The following is a 22,096-nucleotide window of genomic DNA, read 5'->3' as shown; positions in this document are numbered from 1 at the left end:
CCATGCGTACGGAAACGATTCACCTCCACGCGGCCGGGCTGCCGGTCACGGACTTCGGCCCGGTCCTCGCCGAAGAGGCCGGCCCGCTGCTGTTCGCCACGGTTTCCGGGGCGCACCTGTACGGGTTCCCGTCCCGGGACTCGGACGTGGACCTGCGGGGGGTCCACCTCCTGCCCGCCGAGGAGCTGGTGGGACTGCGCGAACCGGACGAGACGCGCTCGCGGATGTGGGACCGGGATGGGGTCGAGATGGACCTCGTCACCCACGATCTGCGGAAGTTCGTCCGGTTGATGCTGAAGCCGAACGGCTACGTGCTGGAGCAGCTGTTGTCGCCGCTGGTGTTGCACACGAGTGAGCTGCACGCGGAGCTGGTCGAGCTGGCGCCCGCGGTAGTGACGCGCAACCACGCGCACCACTACCGGGGGTTCGCGAACACACAGTGGCGGCTGTTCGAGAAGACCGGCGAACTGAAGCCGCTGCTCTACACGTTCCGGGCGCTGCTGACCGGAATCCACCTGATGCGCAGCGGCGAGGTGCTGGCGCATTTGCCGACGCTGCTGGGGAAGGTGACGTCGCCGGGATATCTGCCCGATCTGATCGCGGCGAAGGCGGAGGCGGAGCACGCGGGTGCGCAGGGCCTGAGCGGGGGAGCCGTGCAGGGGGACGTGGAGGCGCTGCACCAGGTGCTCGACGAGGCACAGGGGGAGTCGGGGCTGCCCGATGCGGCGGGCGGGTTCGACGGGCTGCACGAGCTTGTGGTGCGTGCGCGGTTGGGGGCGGGTCCGGTCAGCCGGTGACGGGTGACTGCGCCGACGCCCGGCGGGTGCGGACCAGGAAGTCCTCCACCCGGGCCCGGTCCGGCTCCGGTGGGAGCGGGGAGCCCGGTGCCGACTCGTCGTTCTCCTCGGCCAGCCGCGTCATGCGGCGCTCCACCTCCGGCCACGGAATCTCGCCCCGTTTCACCGCGAGCAGTTCCTCCCTGGCCTCGCCCACCTCGATCGTCAGCTCGCCCGTGCGCAGCAGATCCCGGCCGCTCGCCAGCAGCCGCAGCAGATGCATGGCGTGCTTCCAGCGCGGCGCACCGTGTTGCCGGACATCCGCGTCCAGCTTCTTGCGCTGCCCCAGCGCATAGCGGATGAAGGTTTCGTGGGCGAGCCGGGACAGGAACGCGCCGCGCAGGGAGAGGAGTTCACGGCCCACCGCGTCGGTCTGTTCCACCAGGGGCGAGTGGAGGCACTCCAGCACATTGGGGTTGGCGCGCAGCGCCAGTTCACAGAACCGCTCCAGCTCCCAGGAGAACTGCTCCTGCGCCGGGCCCTCGACATGCGTCGGCGGCTTGTCGAACCGCCAGAACAGCGGGGTCGGCGCCAGGAAGACACCGCGCCGGTCGGTGTCGCTGTCGTCCGTGGCGAGCCCGAACGCGCGTGAGCCCATCACACAGGAGTAGACCGTGTGATCGCGTACGAGAGTCTCGGCATCGGGAGTGATCATGCGGGCGAGGGTACGCGAGGGGCTTCGGGGGGAAGCGCGTTGCGGCAGGGGAGTTCCGCACTGGACACCAGGGATCCCGATGAACGCCCGATCGCCCTGTTCCTGGCCGGCCCCGAGTGGCAGAAGCCCTGGTTCTGATCGACATTGTCGATAATCCATCCCCTTCGGAAGGGAAGAGCCATGGCAGGAAACGACCTCGGCAGTCTGCTGGGCAGCTTGCTGGGTGGCGGGAGCCAGGGCGGAGGTTCCGGGCAGTGCCGGGAACATCCTCGGAGTGCTGCTGGGCACGCTGGGCGGCAACACGGGCGGCGGGGCCGGGGGCGGTGCGAACGCTCTTGAGGGCCTGATCGGGATGCTCACCAAGTCCGGCCTCCTCGACCAGGCCCAGTCCTGGGTCGGCACCGGCGAGAACAAGCCGGTGAGCGGTGCCCAGATCGCGCAGGCGCTGCCGGACGAGACCCTGCAGAAGGTTGCGCAGGAGGCGGGTGTGTCGACGGAGCAGGCGGCCGACGACATCGCCAGGTCGCTGCCCGAGGCGGTCGACAAGCTGACCCCCGCGGGCGAGGTCCCGAAGGGCGGCTCGCTCGAGGACCTGATTCGCGCGCAGGCGCTCTGAGCGTCCCCGGGCGGCCGGACCCGGTATCGAGTTCCTGTACAGTTGTCCAGGAACTCGATACGGGAGGCCGTCCGCCATGCACACCGCAGCCCAAGTGCTGGTCGCACTGGTCGCGCTGATCCACGCCTATTTCCTGGTCCTCGAAATGTTCCTGTGGGACACCACGCGCGGCCGGAAGGTCTTCGCCACCACCCCGGAGTTCTCCCGGGAGAGCGCCCCGCTCGCCGCGAACCAGGGCCTCTACAACGGGTTCATGGCCGCCGGACTCGTCTGGAGTCTGATCGCGGGCGACCCTGTCGCGTACCAGGCGCAGATCTTCTTCCTCGGCTGCCTGATCGTCGCCGGGGTGTACGGAGCGGCCACCGTGAACCGCAAGATCCTGTTCGTCCAGGCGGTCCCCGCCGCCGCGGCCCTCGTCCTCGTCCTGCTCGCGGGCTGAGCCCATGACGCCCGCAGTGACGGCAGGCAGCGGCGACCCCCGCACCGCACGCACCCGCGGCAAGCTCCGCGAGGCGCTCCTCGCGGCCTGCGAGGAACAGCCACTCGACCAAGTCAGCGTCTCCGACGTGGCCCGCAGGGCCGGCGTCGGCCGGGCCACCTTCTATCTGCACTACGACGATCTGCGCGCCCTGGCCGTCGACGCCTGCGCGGAGCTCGTCCGGCAGGCGGTCGAGGCCCTGCACGCCTGGGACGAGGTGCCGCCCGGTCCCGAGGCGCCCCCTGCCGACCTCGTCACCCTGCTGGATACCGTCCGCACCCGGGCCGAGGTCTACCGGAGCCTGCTGCGCGCGGGCGGCGGCGGACCGCTCGGCGAGCTGCTTCACCAGGAGCTGCGGCAGCGCAGCATCGGCGAACTGCACCGGCGCCGCCCGCCGGACTCCGGGGAGGATCTGATCGCGAGCGCCGTCGCCGGACTGTTCACCGGCGTCCTGGCCGACTGGGTGCACGGCCGGACCGACGCCACACCGGCGCAGCTGGCGGGCGGGATCTGGAAGATGCTGCTCGCCGTGCACACCGCCGCCGCCCCCGCTGACCTCGCGTCTCACCCACAGAGCACCCCGGTCGCCCATCGCCCTGCCCCTCTAGGCTGAAATCGCGCAGGCGGGCACAGAGCAGGCGCGACGAGTACGAAGCGGCACGAAGAGAAGCGCACGAAGAAGTGAGGAGCCAGACGTGGCGGTACGAGCGGTCCGTGGAGCAGTCCAGCTGGAGCGGGACGAAGCCGGACACATGGAAGAGCAGGTCAGCGCCCTGCTCACCGCCGTCCTGGAGCGCAATGGCCTCGTTGCCGACGACCTGATCAGCATCTGGTTCACCGCCACCCCCGATCTGCACAGCGACTTCCCGGCCGCCGCCGCCCGGGGCATCGGCATCGTCGACGTACCGCTGATCTGCGCCCAGGAGCTCGACATCGTGGGGGCGATGCCCCGCGTGGTGCGCATCCTCGCCCATGTCGAGACGTACCTTGCCAAGTCCGAGATACAGCATGTCTACCTCGGTGCCACCGCCTCCCTCCGCAAGGACATTGCCCAGTGAGAACCGCCGTCGTCATCGGAACCGGCCTGGTCGGCACCTCCGCAGCCCTCGCCCTCGCCGGGCGTGGCATCCACGTCCACCTCGTCGACCACGACCCGGCATCGGCCCGTACGGCGGCCGCGCTCGGCGCCGGTACGGACGAGGCGCCCGAGGGACGCGTCGACCTGGCGATCGTCGCCGTACCGCCCGCCCATGTGGCCTCGGTGCTCGCCACCGCCATGCGGGACGGCATCGCCCGCGGCTACCTCGACGTCGCCAGCGTCAAGGGTGGCCCCCGCCGCGAGCTGGAAGCCCTCGGCGTCGACCTCACGCCGTACATCGGTACGCACCCGATGGCGGGCAAGGAGCGTTCGGGCCCCCTTGCCGCCACCGCCGACCTCTTCGAGGGCCGTCCCTGGGTCCTCACGCCGACCCGGGACACCGACACCGAGGTCCTCAACCTCGCCCTGGAGCTGGTCGCGCTCTGCCGCGCCGTCCCGGTCGTCATGGACGCCGACGCCCACGACCGGGCCGTCGCCCTCGTCTCCCACACCCCGCAGCTGATCTCGTCGATGGTCGCCGCCCGCCTGGAGGAGGCCGACGAGACGGCCGTACGCCTCTGTGGCCAGGGCATAAGGGACGTCACCCGGATCGCGGCCTCCGATCCGCGGATGTGGGTGGAGATCCTCTCCGCGAACCCCGGACCGGTCGCCGATGTGCTCGCCGGGGTCGCCGCCGATCTGGAGGGGACGGTCCGGGCGCTGCGCAGCCTCCAGTCCGGTGACGACGACAAGCGCCGCGAGGGCACCGACTCCATCGAGGACGTCCTGCGCCGCGGGAACGCGGGCCGGATCAGGGTCCCCGGGAAGCACGGGGCGGCCCCGGCGGCATACGACATCGTGGCCGTGCTCATCAGCGACCGGCCGGGCGAACTGGCCGGGATCTTCGCGGACGCGGGCAAGGCCGGGATCAACGTCGAGGACGTCCGTATCGAGCACGCCACCGGGCAGCAGGCCGGCCTGGTGCAGCTGATGGTCGAGCCGAGCGCGGCCCCGGCACTGGCCGCGGCGCTTCGCGAGCGGGGCTGGTCGATCCGCCAGTAGGCCCCCGGCCGCCGGGGTACGCGGCAGTTGTCCACAGGGGTGCAAAGGACCGTCCCGACACTCGGTAACCTTGTGCGGGGCGGGTTCGCGCGCCCTTGTCCCGCCCACCCCGTGTACCAGGAAGGTGTCCACCACCGTGGAAACCGTAAGCGCCGCAGCCCGGACGGCCCCGGCCGCAGTGATCGTCGCCATCGACGGGCCCTCGGGCACCGGCAAGTCGAGCACGTCGAAGGCCGTCGCCGCCAAGCTCGGCCTGAGCTACCTGGACACCGGCGCCCAGTACCGGGCCATCACCTGGTGGATGCTGAACAACGGCATCGACGTGCAGGACGCCGTGGAGGTCGCGACCGCCGCGGCGAAGCCGGTCATCGTCTCCGGCACGGACCCGGCCGCCCCGACGATCACGGTCGACGGCGAGGACGCCGCGGGCCCGATCCGTACGCAGGAGGTCACCTCGAAGGTCAGCGCCGTCAGCGCGGTCCCCGAAGTGCGTGCCCGGATCACCGAGCTGCAGCGGTCCATCGCCGCCGGCGCCGAGATCGGCATCGTCGTCGAGGGCCGTGACATCGGCACCACCGTGCTGCCGGACGCCGACCTCAAGATCTTCCTGACCGCCTCCCCGGAGGCCCGCGCGGCCCGCCGCAGCGGAGAGCTGAAGGGCGCCGATCTCGCCACCACCAAGGAGGCGCTGATAAAGCGGGACACCGCGGACTCCAGCCGCAAGACCTCGCCGCTCGCCAAGGCGGACGACGCGGTCGAGGTGGACACCACCGACCTGACCCTGCAGCAGGTCATCGAGTGCGTCGTCACCCTTGTCGAGGAGAAGCGGGCCGCGAAGTGACCGCAGCCTCTGGCACGCCCACGCTGCGCGGAGCGGCGGTCGGGCGCGGGATCGGGATCGGGCTGATGTACGGGCTGTGGAGGCCCCGCGTCCTCGGTGCGTGGCGGGTACCCGCCTCCGGACCCGTCATACTCGCGGTGAACCACTCCCACAACATCGACGGGCCGATGCTGATGGGCACCGCGCCCCGGCCCGTCCACTTCCTGATCAAGAAGGAGGCGTTCGTCGGCCCCCTCGACCCGTTCCTGCGCGGAATCGGTCAGCTGAAGGTGGACCGTACGAGCGCCGACCGCACCGCCATCACCCAGGCCCTCGGTGTGCTGGAGAACGGTGGGGTGCTCGGGATCTTCCCGGAGGGCACCCGGGGCGAAGGAGACTTCGCGTCGCTGCGGGCCGGGCTCGCGTACTTCGCGGTACGCAGCGGGGCGCCGATCGTGCCTGTGGCCGTCATGGGAAGCACCGAGCGCCGCGGACGGTTGATATCGGCACTGCCGCCGTTGCGCAGCGGGGTCGATGTCGTCTTCGGCGATGCCTTCGACGCGGGCGACGGAAGTGGCCTGCGGACCCGGAAGGCGCTGGACGAGGCGACCGTGCGGATCCAGGCACGGCTGACCTCGCACCTGGAGAACGCCAGACGTTTCACCGGGCGCTAGGTAAGACTTGAGTAGTGGGCCGCGTGATCGTGGTCCATCGATGATGATGCAAAGAGGAACGGACTTCATGAACGACCAGATTCACTCCGACGGCTCGGACCACGAGCACGGAGCGCTTGGCGACGCCGAGTACGCGGAGTTCATGGAGCTCGCCGCGCAGGAGGGCTTCGACGTCGAGGACGTCGAGGGCGCGATCGACGAAGCGGGTCATGGCCCGCTGCCCGTCCTTGCCGTCGTCGGCCGCCCCAACGTCGGCAAGTCGACCCTGGTGAACCGGATCATCGGCCGCCGTGAGGCGGTCGTCGAGGACAAGCCCGGCGTCACCCGGGACCGTGTCACGTACGAGGCCGAATGGGCCGGCCGCCGCTTCAAGGTCGTCGACACAGGCGGCTGGGAGCAGGACGTGCTGGGCATCGACGCCTCCGTCGCCGCCCAGGCCGAGTACGCGATCGAGGCCGCCGACGCGGTCGTCTTCGTCGTCGACTCGACCGTCGGCGCGACCGACACCGACGAGGCCGTCGTCAAGCTGCTGCGCCGGGCCGGCAAGCCCGTCGTGCTGTGTGCCAACAAGGTCGACGGCCAGAGCGGCGAGGCCGACGCCACCGCGCTCTGGTCGCTCGGTCTCGGCGAGCCGCACCCGGTCTCCTCGCTGCACGGCCGTGGCACCGGCGACCTGCTCGACGCCGTCCTCGAAGCACTGCCCGAGGCCCCGGCCCAGCGCTTCGGCATCGCGCTCGGCGGCCCGCGCCGCATCGCGCTCATCGGCCGTCCGAACGTCGGCAAGTCCTCGCTGCTGAACAAGGTGGCGAACGAGGACCGGGTCGTCGTCAACGAAATGGCCGGCACCACCCGTGACCCGGTCGACGAGCTGATCCAGCTCGGCGGCATCACCTGGAAGTTCATCGACACGGCCGGTATCCGCCGCCGCGTCCACCTCCAGGAGGGCGCGGACTACTACGCCTCGCTGCGTACCGCGGCCGCCGTCGAGAAGGCCGAGGTCGCCGTCGTCCTGATCGACGCCAGCGAGTCCATCAGCGTCCAGGACCAGCGCATCATCACCATGGCCGTGGAGGCCGGGCGCGCGCTCGTGGTCGCGTACAACAAGTGGGACACCCTCGACGAGGAGCGCCGCTACTACCTGGAGCGCGAGATCGAGACGGAGCTCGCGCAGATCGCGTGGGCCCCCCGGGTCAACGTCTCGGCCCTCACCGGCCGCCACATGGAGAAGCTGGTCCCGGCGATCGAGACCGCGATCGAGGGCTGGGAGACCCGGATCCCGACCGGTCGGCTGAACGCCTTCCTCGGTGAGATCGTCGCCTCCCACCCGCACCCGGTCCGCGGCGGCAAGCAGCCCCGCATCCTCTTCGGTACCCAGGCAGGCACCAAGCCGCCGCGGTTCGTGCTCTTCTCCTCCGGCTTCCTGGAGCACGGCTACCGCCGCTTCGTCGAGCGTCGGCTGCGCGAGGAGTTCGGCTTCGAGGGCACCCCGATCCACATCTCGGTGCGGGTCCGCGAGAAGCGAGGCCGCAAGAAGTGACGCTGGCCTGATCCGTCCCGTCCCGGCCATGGCGCCGGACATGACGAAGCCCCGCACCGTTCCTGTTGTGGACGGTGCGGGGCTTCGTCATGTCCGGGCTTCGCCGTGCGGTCAGGCTCCCCGGGATCCCGGGGGCAGCGCCGCCGGCTGGGGGCGCCCTGCGTGCCGGCCGACCCGCTGCCAGGACCCGAGGCTTCCGGTGTGCGTACCCGGGCTGGAGTGGCCTGAATGACCCGAGTGGCTGGAGTGGCTGCTCAGCGGGACCCGGCTGCCGAACATACCGGTCCCGAACGTCACAAAGGCCAGGTTCTCCTCGCCGCTCCGATCACCTGGCAGCGCCCGGAACGACCTGCGGTACTCGGAGTACAGCGCGTCGTAGATGGGGGTGGGGGACTGACCGCCCGAGGGGTCCTGCGACGGGCGCATGGCAGGGATCGGGCTCGGACGCTGGTGGGAGGGGTCGTATGCGTGCACGTATGTGCCAACGACCCCATCAGCCGTCGGATGCGGGCCCGGCGGAGAAATAGCTGATCGCCGGGGGTGCGAGGAGCGTACGGACACGATCAGGTCCCGGCCAGCGGCATCGCGGCCGCGACCAGGAGGCCGCCGGCCGCGGCCTTCTCCAGGGCGTCGCGCAGCAGGTCCTCACGGGGCTGCTGGCCGATCGATCCGGCCGGGGCGGCGAAGACGAGCACGGTCTGCGACTTGTTGGCCGCGGCCCGCCAGCCCTCGGTGACCTGCAGTGGTGCATGGGCCTGCCACCAGGCGACCGGGGCGCCGCCGCCCGTACCCGGCTGGAGCACGGCGTGCAGCTGGCCCATGGCGAGCAGGATCGACCAGCCGTGCAGCACGGCGGGCACCCGGTCCATCCGGTGGACCGGGTGGAAACCCTGCTCCAGCAGGAGCTGCAGGAACTCGTCGCCCCTGCTGCCGTCCGTGCCGGGTCGGGCGATCGCGCCGGTCGGCTCGACGACCAGCGCCGGGTGGAGCTCGTCGTCGATCAGGACGAGTCCGCTGGTGATGCCCAGGACGGCCTGCTCGGGCATGAGGCCCTCCGGGGTCTCCGGCTCGCTTCCGGTGATGCTGCGCACAGCGCCCTGCAGCTGCTCCTCGGAGACCTGGACGACCTGGGAGGGGATGCAGGTCGCGTGGGCGAAGGCGAGCACGGCGGTCTCGTCACCGACGAACAGCACCGTGCTGGTGCGCTCCTGCCCCGAGTCGCCGGGGGTGCGGCAGGAGGTGCAGTCGTAGCTGCCTGGGGCGTTGTCGCCGACGAGCAGCCGGTCGGCTTCGGCATCGCCGATCTCGGCGCGTACGTCCTCGCTGACGTCGAGCATGCGCGGCACGGGTGGCTCCTCGAACTCGGTGCGTGCGCCGGGTGGTTCCCGGCTCATGAACAGACAACGGGTGACCCGCGGCCGGGGTCACGCGGGAAAAGGAACGGAATCGAACCATCCGGCGCAGAGGGTGAATCGGGGGACCGATGGGTTTGCTCCCGGTCAATACCCGCTGATCGAACCCGCATCGGCGGGACTGGGCGCGGTGGGCGACAGGTGTGACGACAGGTCGACAAATCAGGAAATCTAGGAACGTATCCAGTGGCTGAAACTCGTCTGTACGTCGAGTGGAACGGCAGCTGGTTTGTCGCCGTCCTGCTCGCCCGGCAACGACCTCTGCGTGGGCCGGGACCGGCCGTGCAGCAGGCCGATGCGGATCGCGGACGGTAGCTGTCCGCAACCGCTGGCAGACTCGTCCCATGTTGGAGACCTCGGCACGGCTGCTGCGCCTGCTCTCACTGCTGCAGGCCCATCGGGACTGGTCCGGCGCCGAGCTCGCCGACCGGCTCGGCGTCACTCCCCGGACCGTCCGGCGCGACGTCGACAAGCTTCGGGAGCTCGGCTATCCGGTCAACGCGAGCCCCGGCACCGGCGGCGGCTATCAGCTCGGTGCCGGGGCCGAGCTGCCGCCCTTGCTCCTCGACGACGAGGAGGCCGTCGCGGTCGCAGTCGGGCTGCGCACGGCGGCCGGCCACGGCGTGGAGGGCATCGGGGAGACCTCCGTACGCGCACTCGCCAAGCTCGAACAGGTACTGCCGAACCGGCTGCGCCGCCGGGTGAGCGCGCTGAGCGCCTTCACCGTGCTCATGCTGCGCGGACCCGAGGCGTCGACCGTCGACCCGGGCGTTCTCACCGAGCTGGCCGGGGCCTGCCGGGACAGTGAGCGGCTGCGCTTCGCGTACCGCACCCATGACGGCTCCGTATCGCGCCGGACCGTCGAACCCCACCGGCTGGTGTGCACCGAGCGCCGCTGGTATCTCGTCGCCTGGGACCTGGACCGCGCGGACTGGCGAACCTTCCGGGCGGACCGGATCACCCCCACGCCGCCGCACGGCCCCCGCTTCGTCCCGCGCCGCCCGCCCGCCGAGGACCTGGCCGCGTATGTCTCCAAGAGCGTCTCCACCACGGCGTACGCGGCGCACGCCGTGATCCGGCTGAAGGTGCCCGTCGAGCGGGCGGCCGAGCGTATCTCGCCGTCCTCCGGCGTGCTGGAGCGGATCGACGCGGACAGCTGCCTGCTGCATACCGGGGCGGCCAGTCTGGACGTTCTGGTGATCCATGTGATGCTCATGGGCTTCGACTTCGAAGTCGTCGAACCGCAGGAGCTCACCGACGCGATCCGGACCGCCCGGGACCGGCTGTCCCGGGCGCTCGACTGAACCGTGCCGTGCTCTTTCGGCTGTCAGCTTGCTGTGTCCGGTATACGGGTGGATGTGGGCGGCCGTCCCGGTCCGATGGTGTGGATATCGTGACCAAAAGATAAGGCCGCCATAAGTAAGCGTGAATTCCCGGTGGCCGACTCATTTTCCCGACACCGTCCCGGACGGAAATTTCGACTGCCTGGTAAACCGAAATTCGTTTGGTTCCGTCGCCTGTTCCGTGATCATTCTTCGGCGTCTGCGATTACTGTGCGTCGGCTTACGGACCGCACGATCGAGTGAGGCGGTTCGAGCAAACGCATGTGGTGATCCTGTGACACAAGCGTGACCGGTGGCGTACGTGAGGATGCCGCGCCGGCACCGGAGCCAGGCTTCCGAACCCGCCCGTGGCCGCCTACGGTGAGAGACATGGCACCTATACCGACCCCTCCCGCACAGCCCGACGACACGCCCGGCGCGTATGTCGGCCTCGCCGCCGAAGCCGCCGAGCGGAGGGCCCGCGCGCGTGGCTGGAGCAGTGTCAGATCCCTGCCGCCGGGCGCGATCATCACCATGGAGTACCGGGCCGGACGGATCAACTTCGAGGTCGACGACGCCGTCGTGACCCGCTGCTGGGTGGGCTGAGACCGCACCGCCGCCGGACGGCTGCGACACACACGACATGAGCAAGGCCCCGACCGAGGTCGGGGCCTTGACGGTGCGGGGTGAGGCTGTGCGTACCGTCCCCGGAGTGTGGGGTGCGGTCCGTCAGCCGCCGCTCAGCGGGCGGGCCGGGCTGGTGCCGCCGCGGGCCGTACGGTCCGCGTGCGGCGGGCGGCGACTGCCGGCCGGGGTGATGGGCGTCCGCTCCGAGCGCAGCGTGTGGGCCCGTTGCCGGGTCCCCCCTGCTGCGGCCGCCGGGCGGCTTCCCGCAGATACCGGTTCGAGCACCGGGTCCTCGTCCGTGGCGCCGACGCCGTCCGGCTGCGGCGGCAGGGTCCGGGGGCCGCCGACCGCGACAGGCATCGAAGGCACTGCCCTGCCCCGCGCGCGCCACTGCTCGCGCACCGCGAAGATCCAGTCCTCGGCGCGGGTGATCAGCGGCTCGACCCACGGGAGGCCCAGCAGGATCAGCAGCCCTGCGGTCCAGCCCAGCAGCACATCGCTGAGCCAGTGCGTGCCGAGATAGACGGTCGTGAGCCCGACCCCGAGCGAGACGACTGCCGATACGGCCGACAGATAGCGCCTGGCCCTCGGGGTGGTGGCCAGGTAGGCGAGGATTCCCCAGGTCACGACCGCGTTGGCGGTGTGTCCCGACGGGAATATATCGCCGCCGGCGAAGAGTTCCGCGGAGCCGATCTGCGTCGCGTAGTGCGGGCCGAGCCGGCCCAGGCCGAGCTTGACCGCACCCACCGTGAGGTTGAGCAGCAGCAGCGAGGCGCCCAGTGTCAGCAGGGGCCGCAGCGTGTGCTGCCGCCAGGAGCGCCAGCCGAGCCAGCAGGCGACCATCACGGCCGTGGGTCCTCGCTGGCCCAGCACGACGTAGTAGTCGAGGAAGGCATGGATTCCGGGCCACTGCTGGTAGGGCCGGAACAGCATGACCTTCCAGTCCAGGGTCACCAGCCAGGAGCCGATCAGCACGGCAAAGACGATGGCGAGATAGAACGCCAACGTCCCGCCGAAGAGAGCGATGCGGTGACGGCTCATCCGCGGTGGCTCTATCTTCGGCGGTTCCGGCTCCCGGTCCAGCCGGGCAAAGATGTCGGTACGCACCCAATCGACGTTACAGCGAGTGAGTGTGCGTTCCGGTCCATCCGGCTGCTTTGTGATGACGATGTGATGTGGACTATGTCTCAGCCGGGCATCTTTTCCTGACCGTTCGGGGAATCCCGATGACCTTCTGATCTCTTTTTTCCGGACTCATTTCGGAAGGGTGTTTGGGTATCCGTGAATAACAAAGAGTGATGCCCGTATGCATTTCTCCGGCCGTCGGGGCCGGGTGAACGGACGGTACCGGGCCGGTCACGGGGCGAGTGCGGCGGGCGCCCACGGCGGCGACGGGCGCCCTCCGGCCGGGGCCACGTGCGGGGCCCGGCGTGGCGTACGCCACACTCCGTGGTCCGCCGGGGTATGAGATGGACCACGTATGGCCACACCGAACTCGCGTACGCTGACCGATCACTCGCCCGTCGATGCCGGGCCTGGAGGGGCAGCAGACGCTGCATCCCCGGTTGGCCTGCCGAGCGCGAGGCCTTTTGGGAGGTACATGCATGTCCGGGACGACCACAGCCCGACTCCGGCTGCGCGCAGCCGCCGACGGTGCCAACCGATGGGTCGTCCTTGTCGTCCTCTGCCTCAGCCTGTTGCTCGTGGCGCTCGACGCGACCGTGCTCCACGTCGCCGTCCCCGCCGTCACCGAGGATCTGCGGCCGAGCGCCGTCGGCCTGCTGTGGATCGTGGACGCCTATCCGCTGGTCTGCGCCTCACTGCTGATCCTCTTCGGCACCCTCGGTGACAGGGTCGGCCGCCGCCGCATACTGCTGCTCGGCTACGCCCTCTTCGCGGTCGCCTCCGCGGTTGCCGCGATGGCCGACAGTCCGGGCGTACTCATAGCGGCGCGCGCCCTGCTCGGCGTCGGTGGTGCGATGATCATGCCGGCGACACTGTCGATCCTCCGCCAGGTCTTCCCCGACCGGCGTGAGCGGGCCGTCGCCATCGGGGTGTGGACCGCGGTCGCCGCTGTCGGCGCGGCCATCGGACCGGTCATCGGCGGCTTCCTCGTCGAGCACTTCTGGTGGGGCTCGGTCTTTCTGATCAACATTCCCCTGTTGGCCCTGATTCTTCCGGTCGGCCGGCTGCTGCTGCCCGAATCGCGGGGCAGCAATGACGGCCCCTGGGACGTGTTCGGCGCGCTGATGGCCGCGGGCGGAGTGCTCGGTGTGGTTCTCGGCGTGAAGCGCGCGGGCACCGGCGAGGGCATTTTCGGCCCCGCCACTCTCGTACCGCTGTTCCTGGGCGGTGCGCTGATCGTCGCGTTCGTACGCCGTCAGAAGCGCCGTCCGCATCCACTGATCGACGTAGGGATGTTCGCCAGGCCCGTCTTCTCCACCGCGGTCGGCTGCATCGTCCTCGCCATGCTGGCCCTGGTCGGTCTGGAACTGATCGCCGTCCAGTACCTCCAGCTGGTCCTGGATCTCAGCCCGCTGGAGACCGGTCTGCGGCTGCTGCCGCTCACTTTCGCGGCGATGGCGGCGGGCGCCACCGGCTCGTACACCCTGCGCCGGATCGGCCCGCGCCGGATGGTCGGCTGGGGCTTCGTGCTCACGGCGGCCTCGGTGCTGATCCTGACCCTGATGGGGCAGCACGACCGGCCCGGTCTGCTGACCGTGGCGTTCGTCGTGCTCGGCTTCGGGCTCCAGTCCACGCTCTTCGGTGCATACGAATCGATGCTGAGCGAGGCCCCCGCAGACCGGGCCGGTGGCGCGGCGGCCATCGGCGAGACCTCGTACCAGCTGGGTGCGGGCATGGGAATCGCGCTGCTCGGCAGCGTGATGAACGCCGCCTACGCCCCCGGGCTGGCCAGGCTCCCCCGGGCGGGCGTGTCCGCCGAGGCCACCACCGCCGCGTCCCACTCGCTGGGCGAGGCCTATCAGGTGGCGTCCCGGCTGGGCGGTCCGCTGGGCGAGGTGCTGCGGAGCACCGCCCGGCGCGCCTTCATCAACGGTCTGCATGTCACGCTGCTGGTCAGCGCGGGCCTGCTGCTGCTCGGCGCGCTCGCCGCGCTGCGGCTGCCGCGGGTGATGGAGTGCCCGCCGCTGGATCTCTGCGATCCGTGCGAGGCGCAGAACGACCGCGACTCCCGCGAGGCCCAGGCGTTCCACGGTCCTCAGGGGGCCCCGGGGCAGGACCGTCCGAACCGGCCCCTCTCGCTGCCTGCCCGGCGGCAGCCTGCCGAGGCCACCGGCTCTGGACGAGCGGCACACTGAGCCGTAACGTCAGCACGACGCCATAACTAACACTGCTAGTTTTAGTACCGTGCGAGCCGCCGGAGGCACTCTCATGTCCACCACCGAGTCCGCTGAGTCCGCGAAGCCGTCGAAGCTGCCGCCCTTCGACCCCGCCGACCCGATCGGCATCGACGATCTGCTCGGCCCCGAGGACCTCGCGATCCGCTCCACTGTCCGCGCCTGGGCCGCCGACCGGGTGCTGCCGCACATCGCCGAGTGGTACGAGAACGGCGAGCTGCCCGGCATCCGCGAGCTGGCCCGCGAGCTCGGTTCGATCGGCGCCCTCGGCATGTCTCTCGAGGGGTACGGCTGCGCGGGCGCCACCGCCGTCCAGTACGGACTGGCCTGCCTGGAGCTCGAAGCGGCGGACTCCGGGATCCGCTCGCTCGTCTCCGTCCAGGGCTCCCTCGCCATGTACGCCATCCACCGTTACGGCTCGGAGGAGCAGAAGCAGCAGTGGCTGCCCGGGATGGCAGCAGGCGAGATCATCGGCTGCTTCGGGCTCACCGAGCCGGACCACGGCTCCGACCCGGCAGGGATGCGGACGTACGCCAAGCGCGAGGGCGAGGACTGGGTCCTCAGCGGCCGCAAGATGTGGATCACCAACGGCTCGGTGGCCGGGGTGGCCGTCGTCTGGGCACAGACCGACGAGGGCGGTGGCGGCAGCGGCATCCGCGGCTTCGTCGTGCCGACCGGTACCCCCGGCTTCTCGGCACCCGAGATCAAGCACAAGTGGTCACTGCGCGCCTCCGTCACCAGTGAGCTGGTCCTCGACGAGGTACGGCTGCCCGCCGATGCCGTACTCCCCGGGGTCACCGGCCTGCGAGGCCCGCTCAGCTGCCTCAGCCACGCCCGCTACGGCATCGTCTGGGGAGCCATGGGCGCGGCACGCGCCAGCTTCGAGGCGGCGGTCGACTACGCGAAGACCCGGGAACAGTTCGGGAAGCCGATCGGCGGCTTCCAGCTCACGCAGGCCAAGCTCGCGGACATGGCCGTCGAACTGCACAAGGGCATCCTGCTCGCCCACCATCTGGGCCGTCGGATGGACGCGGGAAGGCTTCGCCCGGAACAGGTCAGTTTCGGAAAGCTCAACAATGTGCGGGAGGCGATCGAGATCTGCCGCACCTCGCGCACGATCCTCGGCGCCAACGGGATTTCGCTCGAATACCCGGTGATGCGGCATGCGACGAATCTGGAGTCGGTGCTCACCTACGAGGGAACCGTGGAGATGCACCAACTGGTGCTGGGCAAGGCGCTCACCGGTCTGGACGCATTCCGGTAGAACGGGACGCCGGCCGGACCGATCCGGCGAGCGCCCTGCTCAGCTCTGATTGAAGAAGCCGTCGGCCGGCCGGCCGGCGGCTTCGCCGCTGACCACCTGGGTGTCGGCCGGGGTCAGCAGGAAGACCCGGGTGGCCACGCGGTCGATCGACCCGCGCAGCCCGAAGATCAGCCCCGCGGCGAAGTCCACGACACGCTTCGCGTCCGAGGGGTCCATGGCCGTGAGGTTCATGATCACCGGGACGCCGTCCCGGAAGAGCTCGCCGATGCTGCGCGCGTCCCGGAAGCTGTCCGGGGTGACGGTGGCGATCCGGCGGCCCGTCTCCTCGGCCGCCTCGGACGCCACCTGCACCCGTGGGTCGGTCACCCAGGCACTGCCGGTCCCGGTCCGTGCACCCTCGGCGTACTCGTCGTCGTCGTCGTAGTAACGCTCGTCGTTGTCCTCTACGAGGCCCAGCCAGGCACTCGCCTTGCGCACCGATCCCATGGACGCCTCCTCTCACCGCGGTTCCTTGGTGTTCCGCATCTCATTCGTATCCCTATGGTCGACCATGATGCGGATCGTGCGCCAAGTGGATAGTCGGCGCGCAGGGGATTCGTGACGTTACTGGTGCAGAAGATGTGGCGATTCGTCAAGGTTCCTCCTGCATAGGGCCCCTGGCGAGAAGAAAATATGATGCTCCGGTCCGTATGGGTGACATGGGGCACGTACGGGTGAACGGGTCACTCGATACGATGCCCGTCGCGCACACGCACGAGCGCGGCGCACAGCGGAACGACTCTCGGGGGATCGTCGTGTTCGGAATAGTCAGGCCCTGCGCCCATCGGCTGTCGGAGGGCCTCAAGACCGAGTGGATGGCCCATCTCTGCGGGCTCTGTCTCGCACTTCGCTCGGACCATGGGCAGTTCGCCCGCATCGTCACGAACTATGACGGCCTGATCGTCTCGGTCCTGACGGAGGCTCAGGCGGAGCGCACCACCGGATGGCGACGCACCGCGGGGCCCTGTCCGCTGCGCTCCATGCGGACCGCCCCGGTCGCCCGCGGCGAAGGGGCCCGACTGGCAGCCGCCGTCTCGCTGGTGCTCGCCTCGGCGAAGGTGCGGGACCACGTTGCGGACCGGGACGGGCTGTTGAAGCGCCGCCCGGTCGCCGCGGCCGCCCGCCGGGTCGCCGCGGGCTGGGACCGGGCCGGGGCGCGCACCGGTGCAGAGCTGGGGTTCGACACCGCGGTCCTCGTCGACGCCGTCGACCGGCAGACCGGCATCGAACAGCTCGCCGGGCCCGGCACCCCGCTCCTGACGGTCACCGAGCCCACCGAGACGGCCACCGCGGCGGCCTTCGCCCACGCCGCCGTACTCGCGGGCAGACCGCAGAACGCCGAGCCCCTCGCCGAGGCCGGCCGGCTCTTCGGGCGGCTCGCGCATCTGCTGGATGCCGTGGAGGACCAGGAAGCTGACGCTGCGTCGGGTGCCTGGAACCCGATCACCGCCACCGGTACCTCGCGCGCCGAGGCCCGGCGGCTGTGCGACGACGCGCTGCGTGGTGTGCGGCTGGCGCTGCGCGACGCGGAATTCACCGACGACAGGCTGACGCATGTGCTGCTCGCGCACGAACTGCGCCGTTCGGTGGACCGGGCCTTCGCTACGCAGACGTGCTCGCACCAGGCGGATGCGCAGTGCGCCGGCGAGGATCTGATGGACCGTCGGCAGACGCGGTCCGCCGCGAAGGTGCCGGGCGACGCGGCGGGGCTGCGGCAGACCGGGTCCTTCGGGCCGCCGACGGGCAATCCGTACGCGCCGAATCACCCAGGCAGCCCGTTCGGCCCGCCTCAGCCCCCGCCGGAGCCGCCGCGCGACCGGCGTGGGCTGATCACGGGATGCCTGGTGTGGGCGGGCCTCGCCTGCACCTGCCAGATGTGCTGCGGGACCTTCGAGGACCCGTGGAGCCGGCAGAGGCGCGAGGGGCTGTGCAGCCAGTGCGACTGCAGCGACTGCTGCGATGCGTGCGACTGCTGCAGCAACTGCGGGGACTGCTGCAGCTCCTGCGACTGCTGCGACTGCGGGTGCGACTGCTGAGCCACCTCCCGGGCGCGGCTCACCAGCCCCGGGGGGTCATGTGATCTCGGGCGGCGATATCTGCGAGGACTCGATCGCCGACGCGCCGATGCCCCACTTCTTCAGGATGCGGTCGTACGTCCCGTCCGCCTTGAGCCCGTTGACCGCCGCCTGGAAGGCCGGCGCCAGTGGGGTGCCCTTCTTGAACGCGAAGCCGACATCGAGCCGCTTGAACTCATTGAGGAAGCGCACGCTCTCCTGCTGGTCCACCGCGTAGCGCAACCCGTTGATGGTCGACATCACCACATCGCTGCGGCCCTGCTGGAGCGAGGCCCAGACGGCCGCCAGATCGGAGTAGGTCTTCACGTCGTACGGCTTCTTGCCCGCCTCGGCGCACCGGTGCTTGTTCTCCTCCAGCGTCACCTCGAAGGTGGTGCCCGCGGCGGTGCCCACGGTCCGGCCGCAGAGCTGGGTGAGATCGGTGACTTTCGCCAGCTTGCTGTCGCCGCGGACCGCGAAGCCCTGCCCGTCATTGAGGTACGTGACGAAGTCGATCGTCCTGCGGCGCTCGTCGGTGACCCCGAAGTTCCCCGTCCCCAGGTCGTACTTCCCGCTGCCCAGCGCGGGCAGGATCGCCTCGAAGGCGGCCACCTCGCGCTTCAGTTTCAGGCCCAGCGCCCTGGCCACGGCGTCCGCGACGTCGATGTCGGTGCCGGCCACGGTCTTCCCGTCGGGCAGATAGGTGGCGCCGGGCGGCGTGCCGACGCTGGAGGCGATGGTCAGCGTGCCGGAGGCACGGACATCGGCGGGCAGCAGCGCGGCCGCGGCGTTGTTCTTCTTCACCGACGACACGACGTCCCGCGTCGGGATCGTCCCCTTGGCGGATGCGGCCGGCGCGGCCGGCCCGGCCGCCGGATCGCCGGACCCGCACGCGGTGAGAGCGAATGCGGCGACGGTGATCAGCGCGAAGGCGGCGGTGTGCCGGGTACGGGGCATGAGGTGTGGTTCTCCAGGTTCGTCGACCGTGCGCGGGCAGCCGGGCAGCGCCGAGCGGCGCGCCACGGCAGCACGGCCACGGGCGGGGCGAAGGAAGTGCGGAAGAGGCGCGGAACGGCGAACAGCCTGAGGGGAGGGTGCAGCGATGTTGTGTACGTGAAGACGCGCAGGGAACGGTGCTCAGGCGCCGGACACGGCGCGAGGCACGGACGCGAGGAACCGCAGGGGGTCAGCTCAACAGGAGGAGGACCACACGCGACCGAAGTCGATGTGGGAGCGCTTGACCAGCCACTGCTGCGAATACATGCCCTCAGTGGAACAGGCGATCCACTGGTCCGTCAACTGAGCTGAGACGTATGGCTCACAGTGTGGACAGGCTTGACAATGCGTTGTGAACAGCGATTACCTCGAAGCGGATCGTGCTGAGGGACCCGGTCCACGTTGTGTTTTCCGTGAAGGCACGTCCCGTGCTCGATCTCTGCATCCACGGAGCCTTCGCATGTCTGCGCAGACAGATGCCTTCCCTCAATCACGCCCGGCCCCGCTCTCGAAGAACAGCGGCAAGGACAATGACGCCGACCACCTGCGGATCGTCCCGGTACGCCGAACAGGCCAGTGGACAGCGGCCGTTGTGGTCCTGCTGCTGCTCGCCCTGGCGCTGAACTCCGTCATCCGCAACGACGCCTTCCAGTGGGACGTCGTCGGCGACTACTTCACCACCGCCTCCGTCCTGTGCGGCCTCGGCCTCACCCTCTGGCTCACCGCCCTCGTCATGGCGCTCGGCTTCGCCCTCGGCACCCTGCTGGCCGTACTCAGGCTCTCCACCAACCGCGTGCTGCAGTCGGTCAGTTGGGGCTATGTGTGGCTCTTCAGATCCACCCCGATCCTGGTCCAGCTGCTCTTCTGGTTCAACATCGGCGCGCTCTACCCGGAGGTCCTCGGCGTCCGTACGGTGAATCTCCTCGGGCCCGTCACGGTCGCCGTCATCGGACTCACCCTGCACGAGGCCGCGTACGCGGCCGAAGTGGTCCGCGGCGGCATCCTGTCCGTCGAGCACGGACAGATCGAGGCTGCACAGTCGCTGGGCCTCGGCGCCTGGCGCCGGTTCCGCCGGATCGTGCTGCCGCAGGCGATGCGCTCCATCGTCCCGCCCGCCGGGAACATGCTGATCGGCACCCTCAAGGGCACCTCGATCGTCAGCATCATCGCCGTGCAGGACCTGCTGTACTCGGTGCAGCTCGTCTACCACCGCACCTACCAGGTCATTCCGCTGCTGCTCGTCGCCACCCTCTGGTACGTGGTGGTCACCTCGCTGCTCAGCGTCGGCCAGCACTACATCGAACGGCACTACGCCCGTGGCACGGCGGGTGCCCGATGAGCGACGGGCCGGCCCTCGTCATCGTCGGCGCCGGACCGCGCGGCACCGGCCTCATCGAGCGCATCGCCGCCAACGCCCCCGAGCTGTACGAGGGCCGGCGGCTGGACATCCATCTCATCGATCCGCACCCGCCCGGCGGCGGCCGGATCTGGCGGCACGACCAGTCCCCGCTGCTCTGGATGAACTCCATGGCCGAGGACGTCACCATGTTCACCGACGACACGGTCCAGCAGGAGGGGCCGATACGACCGGGGCCCGCCCTGCACACCTGGGCGGCCGACGTCCGTGAGGGCCGGGTCGCCCTCAATGCCGAGCCCGAACTCCTCGCCGACATATGGGCATTGGGCGACCAAGACTTCCCCAGTAGACGGCTGCAGAGCGCCTATCTGGGATGGGTGTACGAGCAGGCGGTGGCCGCACTCCCGGCGGGCATCACCGTGCATGAACACCGCGGGCACGCACTGCGCGTCACCGGGCAGCGCAGCGGCCGTCAGGATGTCTGGCTGGAGGGCCGCGACGAACCGCTGACCGCCGACCTCGTCGCACTCACCATCGGGCACCTCGATGCCGAACCCGCCCCCGAACAGAACGAGTTGACCGAGTTCGCGGACCGGCACGGGCTTGTCCACCTGCCGCCCGACTTCACCGCCGACAGCGACCTGACCGCCCTGCCTGCCGGTGAACCGGTCGTCGTCCGGGGCTTCGGGCTCGCCTTCATCGATCTGATGGTGCTGCTCACCGAGGGACGCGGCGGACGGTACGAGAACGGCGAGTACCTGCCCTCCGGCAAGGAGCCCGTGCTGCACATCGGATCGCGGCGCGGTGTCCCGTACCACTCCAAGATCGGCTACGGCTGGCAGGGCGAGCGGCCGCCACTGCCGCGCTTCCTCGGCCCGGACCGGACCGAAGAGCTGCTGAGCCGGCCCGGCCCGCTCGACTTCCGGCGTGATGTGTGGCCACTTGTCGACAAGGAGCTCGGATACGCCCACTATCATCGGCTCTTCACCGCCCATGCCGAGCGCACGACCGTCGACTGGCAGGTCTTCGAGGAGAAGTACGCGGCCGCCGACCCGGGCAGCCCCGAACTGCGCGCTCTCGTCGCCGCTGTCCCCGACCCCGCCGACCGGCTCGACCTTGCAGCGCTCGACCACCCGCTGGACGGGGTGCGCCACCCGTCGTACGACGCACTCCAGGACGGTCTGCGCGACTACATCACCGCCGACCTCGACCGCCGCCACGACCCTGCCCACAGCGAAGACCTCGCCGTCTTCCTCGGCCTGCTCTCCGTCTACGGGCAGTTGATGCGGCTCGGTGACATCGGCGGCTGGTGGCACGGCTTCTTCAGCTACCTCGCATCCGGTCCGCCGGGACCACGGCTGCACCAGCTGCTCGCCCTCTCCCGGGCCGGGGTCGTCCGCTTCCTCGGTGCGGGGATGACCGTCGAGGCGGACGAGGAACGGGGCATCTTCCGGGCCGGCAGCGCCACTGTGCCGGGGGAGTGGATCGAGGCCCGCACACTGGTCGAGGCCCGGTTGCCGGATCCGACACTGGAGCGCACCCGCAGTTCGATCCTTCAGGCGCTGTACGAGGACGGAGCCGCCGCCACCGCCACCGGACTGCTCTCCGTCGACCCCGACGACGGCCGGATCCTGGGCCGCGACGGCCGCCCGCACCCGCGGCGCTTCGCCCTCGGCCCGCACACCACCGCACGGGTGAGCGGCGCCTTCACCCGGCCGCGCACCGGCGGCCCGGCGTTCCGGCAGGACGACGCCACCGCACGGACGGCGCTGGCGTTCCTCCGCGACCTGCTCTGTAGCGACGGCGACGGCCGCGGCGACCGAACAGCCGGCAGCGACCGCCGCAGCGCCTGACCGCGGCACCGTCCCCCCGAATCCCCTTACCCCCGTAGCCCGTATCCCAAGGAACCC

General features: G+C 70.3%; 23 protein-coding genes. 17 read left to right on the top strand and 6 right to left on the bottom strand.

Features of this window, described 5'->3' with window-relative positions; all coding sequences use genetic code 11:
- Positions 1-2: 2 nt before the first annotated feature.
- Positions 3-797 (top strand): nucleotidyltransferase domain-containing protein, encoded by a 795-nt coding sequence (locus ABZV38_RS23130; protein WP_356329760.1) that lies wholly within the window; start codon positions 3-5, stop codon positions 795-797.
- Here the strand turns inward: ABZV38_RS23130 and ABZV38_RS23125 are convergent.
- Complete coding sequence (locus ABZV38_RS23125) at positions 787-1,491, bottom strand: nucleotidyltransferase domain-containing protein (RefSeq protein WP_356329758.1); 705 nt, start codon at positions 1,489-1,491, stop codon at positions 787-789. The genes ABZV38_RS23130 and ABZV38_RS23125 overlap by 11 nt on opposite strands.
- A gap of 223 nt (positions 1,492-1,714) precedes the next feature.
- Between ABZV38_RS23125 and ABZV38_RS23120 the strand changes: the two genes are divergently transcribed.
- From ABZV38_RS23120 to der, 8 genes are all read left to right on the top strand, one after another.
- Complete coding sequence (locus ABZV38_RS23120) at positions 1,715-2,107, top strand: YidB family protein (protein ID WP_356329757.1); 393 nt, start codon at positions 1,715-1,717, stop codon at positions 2,105-2,107.
- Positions 2,108-2,183: 76 nt separating this feature from the next.
- Complete coding sequence (locus ABZV38_RS23115; protein ID WP_356329755.1) at positions 2,184-2,546, top strand: DUF1304 domain-containing protein; 363 nt, start codon at positions 2,184-2,186, stop codon at positions 2,544-2,546.
- 4 nt (positions 2,547-2,550) lie between these two features.
- Positions 2,551-3,198 (top strand): TetR/AcrR family transcriptional regulator, encoded by a 648-nt coding sequence (locus tag ABZV38_RS23110; RefSeq protein ID WP_356329754.1) that lies wholly within the window; start codon positions 2,551-2,553, stop codon positions 3,196-3,198.
- An 82-nt stretch (positions 3,199-3,280) separates the two neighbouring features.
- On the top strand, positions 3,281-3,643 hold the full coding sequence (gene aroH / locus ABZV38_RS23105; protein ID WP_356329753.1) for a chorismate mutase: 363 nt from the start codon (positions 3,281-3,283) through the stop codon (positions 3,641-3,643).
- Positions 3,640-4,725, top strand: a complete 1,086-nt coding sequence (locus ABZV38_RS23100) for a prephenate dehydrogenase (protein ID WP_356329752.1) — start codon at positions 3,640-3,642, stop codon at positions 4,723-4,725. Before aroH ends, ABZV38_RS23100 begins: the two co-directional genes overlap by 4 nt.
- A 124-nt stretch (positions 4,726-4,849) precedes the next feature.
- Positions 4,850-5,566, top strand: coding sequence for a (d)CMP kinase (gene cmk / locus ABZV38_RS23095; RefSeq protein ID WP_356329750.1), 717 nt, complete (start codon positions 4,850-4,852; stop codon positions 5,564-5,566).
- Positions 5,563-6,219 carry a lysophospholipid acyltransferase family protein gene (locus ABZV38_RS23090; RefSeq protein WP_356329748.1) on the top strand — a complete coding sequence of 219 codons (657 nt, stop codon included), beginning with the start codon at positions 5,563-5,565 and terminating at the stop codon, positions 6,217-6,219. The genes cmk and ABZV38_RS23090 overlap by 4 nt, the downstream gene beginning before the upstream one ends.
- A gap of 67 nt (positions 6,220-6,286) precedes the next feature.
- Complete coding sequence (gene der, locus ABZV38_RS23085) at positions 6,287-7,756, top strand: ribosome biogenesis GTPase Der (RefSeq protein ID WP_356329746.1); 1,470 nt, start codon at positions 6,287-6,289, stop codon at positions 7,754-7,756.
- A 111-nt stretch (positions 7,757-7,867) separates the two neighbouring features.
- On the opposite strand, the gene ABZV38_RS23080 is transcribed toward der, so the two are convergent.
- Together ABZV38_RS23080 and ABZV38_RS23075 are read right to left on the bottom strand one after the other, a co-directional pair.
- Positions 7,868-8,182 (bottom strand): hypothetical protein, encoded by a 315-nt coding sequence (locus tag ABZV38_RS23080; RefSeq protein WP_356329744.1) that lies wholly within the window; start codon positions 8,180-8,182, stop codon positions 7,868-7,870.
- A 137-nt stretch (positions 8,183-8,319) separates the two neighbouring features.
- The gene (locus ABZV38_RS23075) at positions 8,320-9,102 is read right to left on the bottom strand and encodes a hypothetical protein (protein WP_356329743.1); all 783 of its coding nucleotides are present in this window, start codon (positions 9,100-9,102) and stop codon (positions 8,320-8,322) included.
- 252 nt (positions 9,103-9,354) lie between these two features.
- Here ABZV38_RS23075 and ABZV38_RS23070 point away from each other — a divergent pair, with 252 nt between their 5' ends.
- From ABZV38_RS23070 to ABZV38_RS23060, 3 genes are all read left to right on the top strand, one after another.
- The gene (locus ABZV38_RS23070; RefSeq protein WP_356329741.1) at positions 9,355-9,483 is read left to right on the top strand and encodes a hypothetical protein; all 129 of its coding nucleotides are present in this window, start codon (positions 9,355-9,357) and stop codon (positions 9,481-9,483) included.
- Positions 9,484-9,512: 29 nt separating this feature from the next.
- Positions 9,513-10,472, top strand: coding sequence for a YafY family protein (locus tag ABZV38_RS23065; RefSeq protein WP_356329739.1), 960 nt, complete (start codon positions 9,513-9,515; stop codon positions 10,470-10,472).
- A gap of 408 nt (positions 10,473-10,880) precedes the next feature.
- Positions 10,881-11,096 carry an I78 family peptidase inhibitor gene (locus ABZV38_RS23060; protein WP_030917974.1) on the top strand — a complete coding sequence of 72 codons (216 nt, stop codon included), beginning with the start codon at positions 10,881-10,883 and terminating at the stop codon, positions 11,094-11,096.
- Positions 11,097-11,219: 123 nt separating this feature from the next.
- On the opposite strand, the gene ABZV38_RS23055 is transcribed toward ABZV38_RS23060, so the two are convergent.
- Positions 11,220-12,224 (bottom strand): phosphatase PAP2 family protein, encoded by a 1,005-nt coding sequence (locus ABZV38_RS23055; protein WP_356329738.1) that lies wholly within the window; start codon positions 12,222-12,224, stop codon positions 11,220-11,222.
- Between the two features lie 497 nt (positions 12,225-12,721).
- On the opposite strand from ABZV38_RS23055, the gene ABZV38_RS23050 reads away from it, so the two are divergent.
- Entirely contained in the window at positions 12,722-14,437 is a 1,716-nt protein-coding gene (locus ABZV38_RS23050) for an MFS transporter (RefSeq protein WP_356329737.1), read from the top strand.
- Between the two features lie 73 nt (positions 14,438-14,510).
- Positions 14,511-15,740 carry an acyl-CoA dehydrogenase family protein gene (locus ABZV38_RS23045; RefSeq protein ID WP_356329735.1) on the top strand — a complete coding sequence of 410 codons (1,230 nt, stop codon included), beginning with the start codon at positions 14,511-14,513 and terminating at the stop codon, positions 15,738-15,740.
- A 39-nt stretch (positions 15,741-15,779) separates the two neighbouring features.
- On the opposite strand, the gene sepF is transcribed toward ABZV38_RS23045, so the two are convergent.
- Positions 15,780-16,226, bottom strand: coding sequence for a cell division protein SepF (gene sepF, locus ABZV38_RS23040; protein WP_356329733.1), 447 nt, complete (start codon positions 16,224-16,226; stop codon positions 15,780-15,782).
- A gap of 248 nt (positions 16,227-16,474) precedes the next feature.
- Here sepF and ABZV38_RS23035 point away from each other — a divergent pair, with 248 nt between their 5' ends.
- Positions 16,475-17,815 carry a DUF5685 family protein gene (locus tag ABZV38_RS23035; RefSeq protein ID WP_356329731.1) on the top strand — a complete coding sequence of 447 codons (1,341 nt, stop codon included), beginning with the start codon at positions 16,475-16,477 and terminating at the stop codon, positions 17,813-17,815.
- Positions 17,816-17,851: 36 nt separating this feature from the next.
- On the opposite strand, the gene ABZV38_RS23030 is transcribed toward ABZV38_RS23035, so the two are convergent.
- A complete protein-coding gene (locus tag ABZV38_RS23030) occupies positions 17,852-18,790 on the bottom strand; it encodes an ABC transporter substrate-binding protein (protein ID WP_356329730.1) in 939 nt (312 codons plus the stop codon).
- Positions 18,791-19,289: 499 nt separating this feature from the next.
- Here ABZV38_RS23030 and ABZV38_RS23025 point away from each other — a divergent pair, with 499 nt between their 5' ends.
- Positions 19,290-20,168, top strand: coding sequence for an amino acid ABC transporter permease (locus tag ABZV38_RS23025; RefSeq protein ID WP_356329727.1), 879 nt, complete (start codon positions 19,290-19,292; stop codon positions 20,166-20,168).
- Positions 20,165-22,039, top strand: coding sequence for an FAD/NAD(P)-binding protein (locus tag ABZV38_RS23020; protein ID WP_356329725.1), 1,875 nt, complete (start codon positions 20,165-20,167; stop codon positions 22,037-22,039). Before ABZV38_RS23025 ends, ABZV38_RS23020 begins: the two co-directional genes overlap by 4 nt.
- The last annotated feature ends 57 nt before the right edge of the window (positions 22,040-22,096 follow it).

The organism is Streptomyces sp. NPDC005181 (assembly GCF_040608395.1).
Classification (GTDB): domain Bacteria; phylum Actinomycetota; class Actinomycetes; order Streptomycetales; family Streptomycetaceae; genus Streptomyces.
Note: the sequence above shows the minus strand (reverse complement) of the source record. Positions and strands in the feature narration are given on the sequence as shown.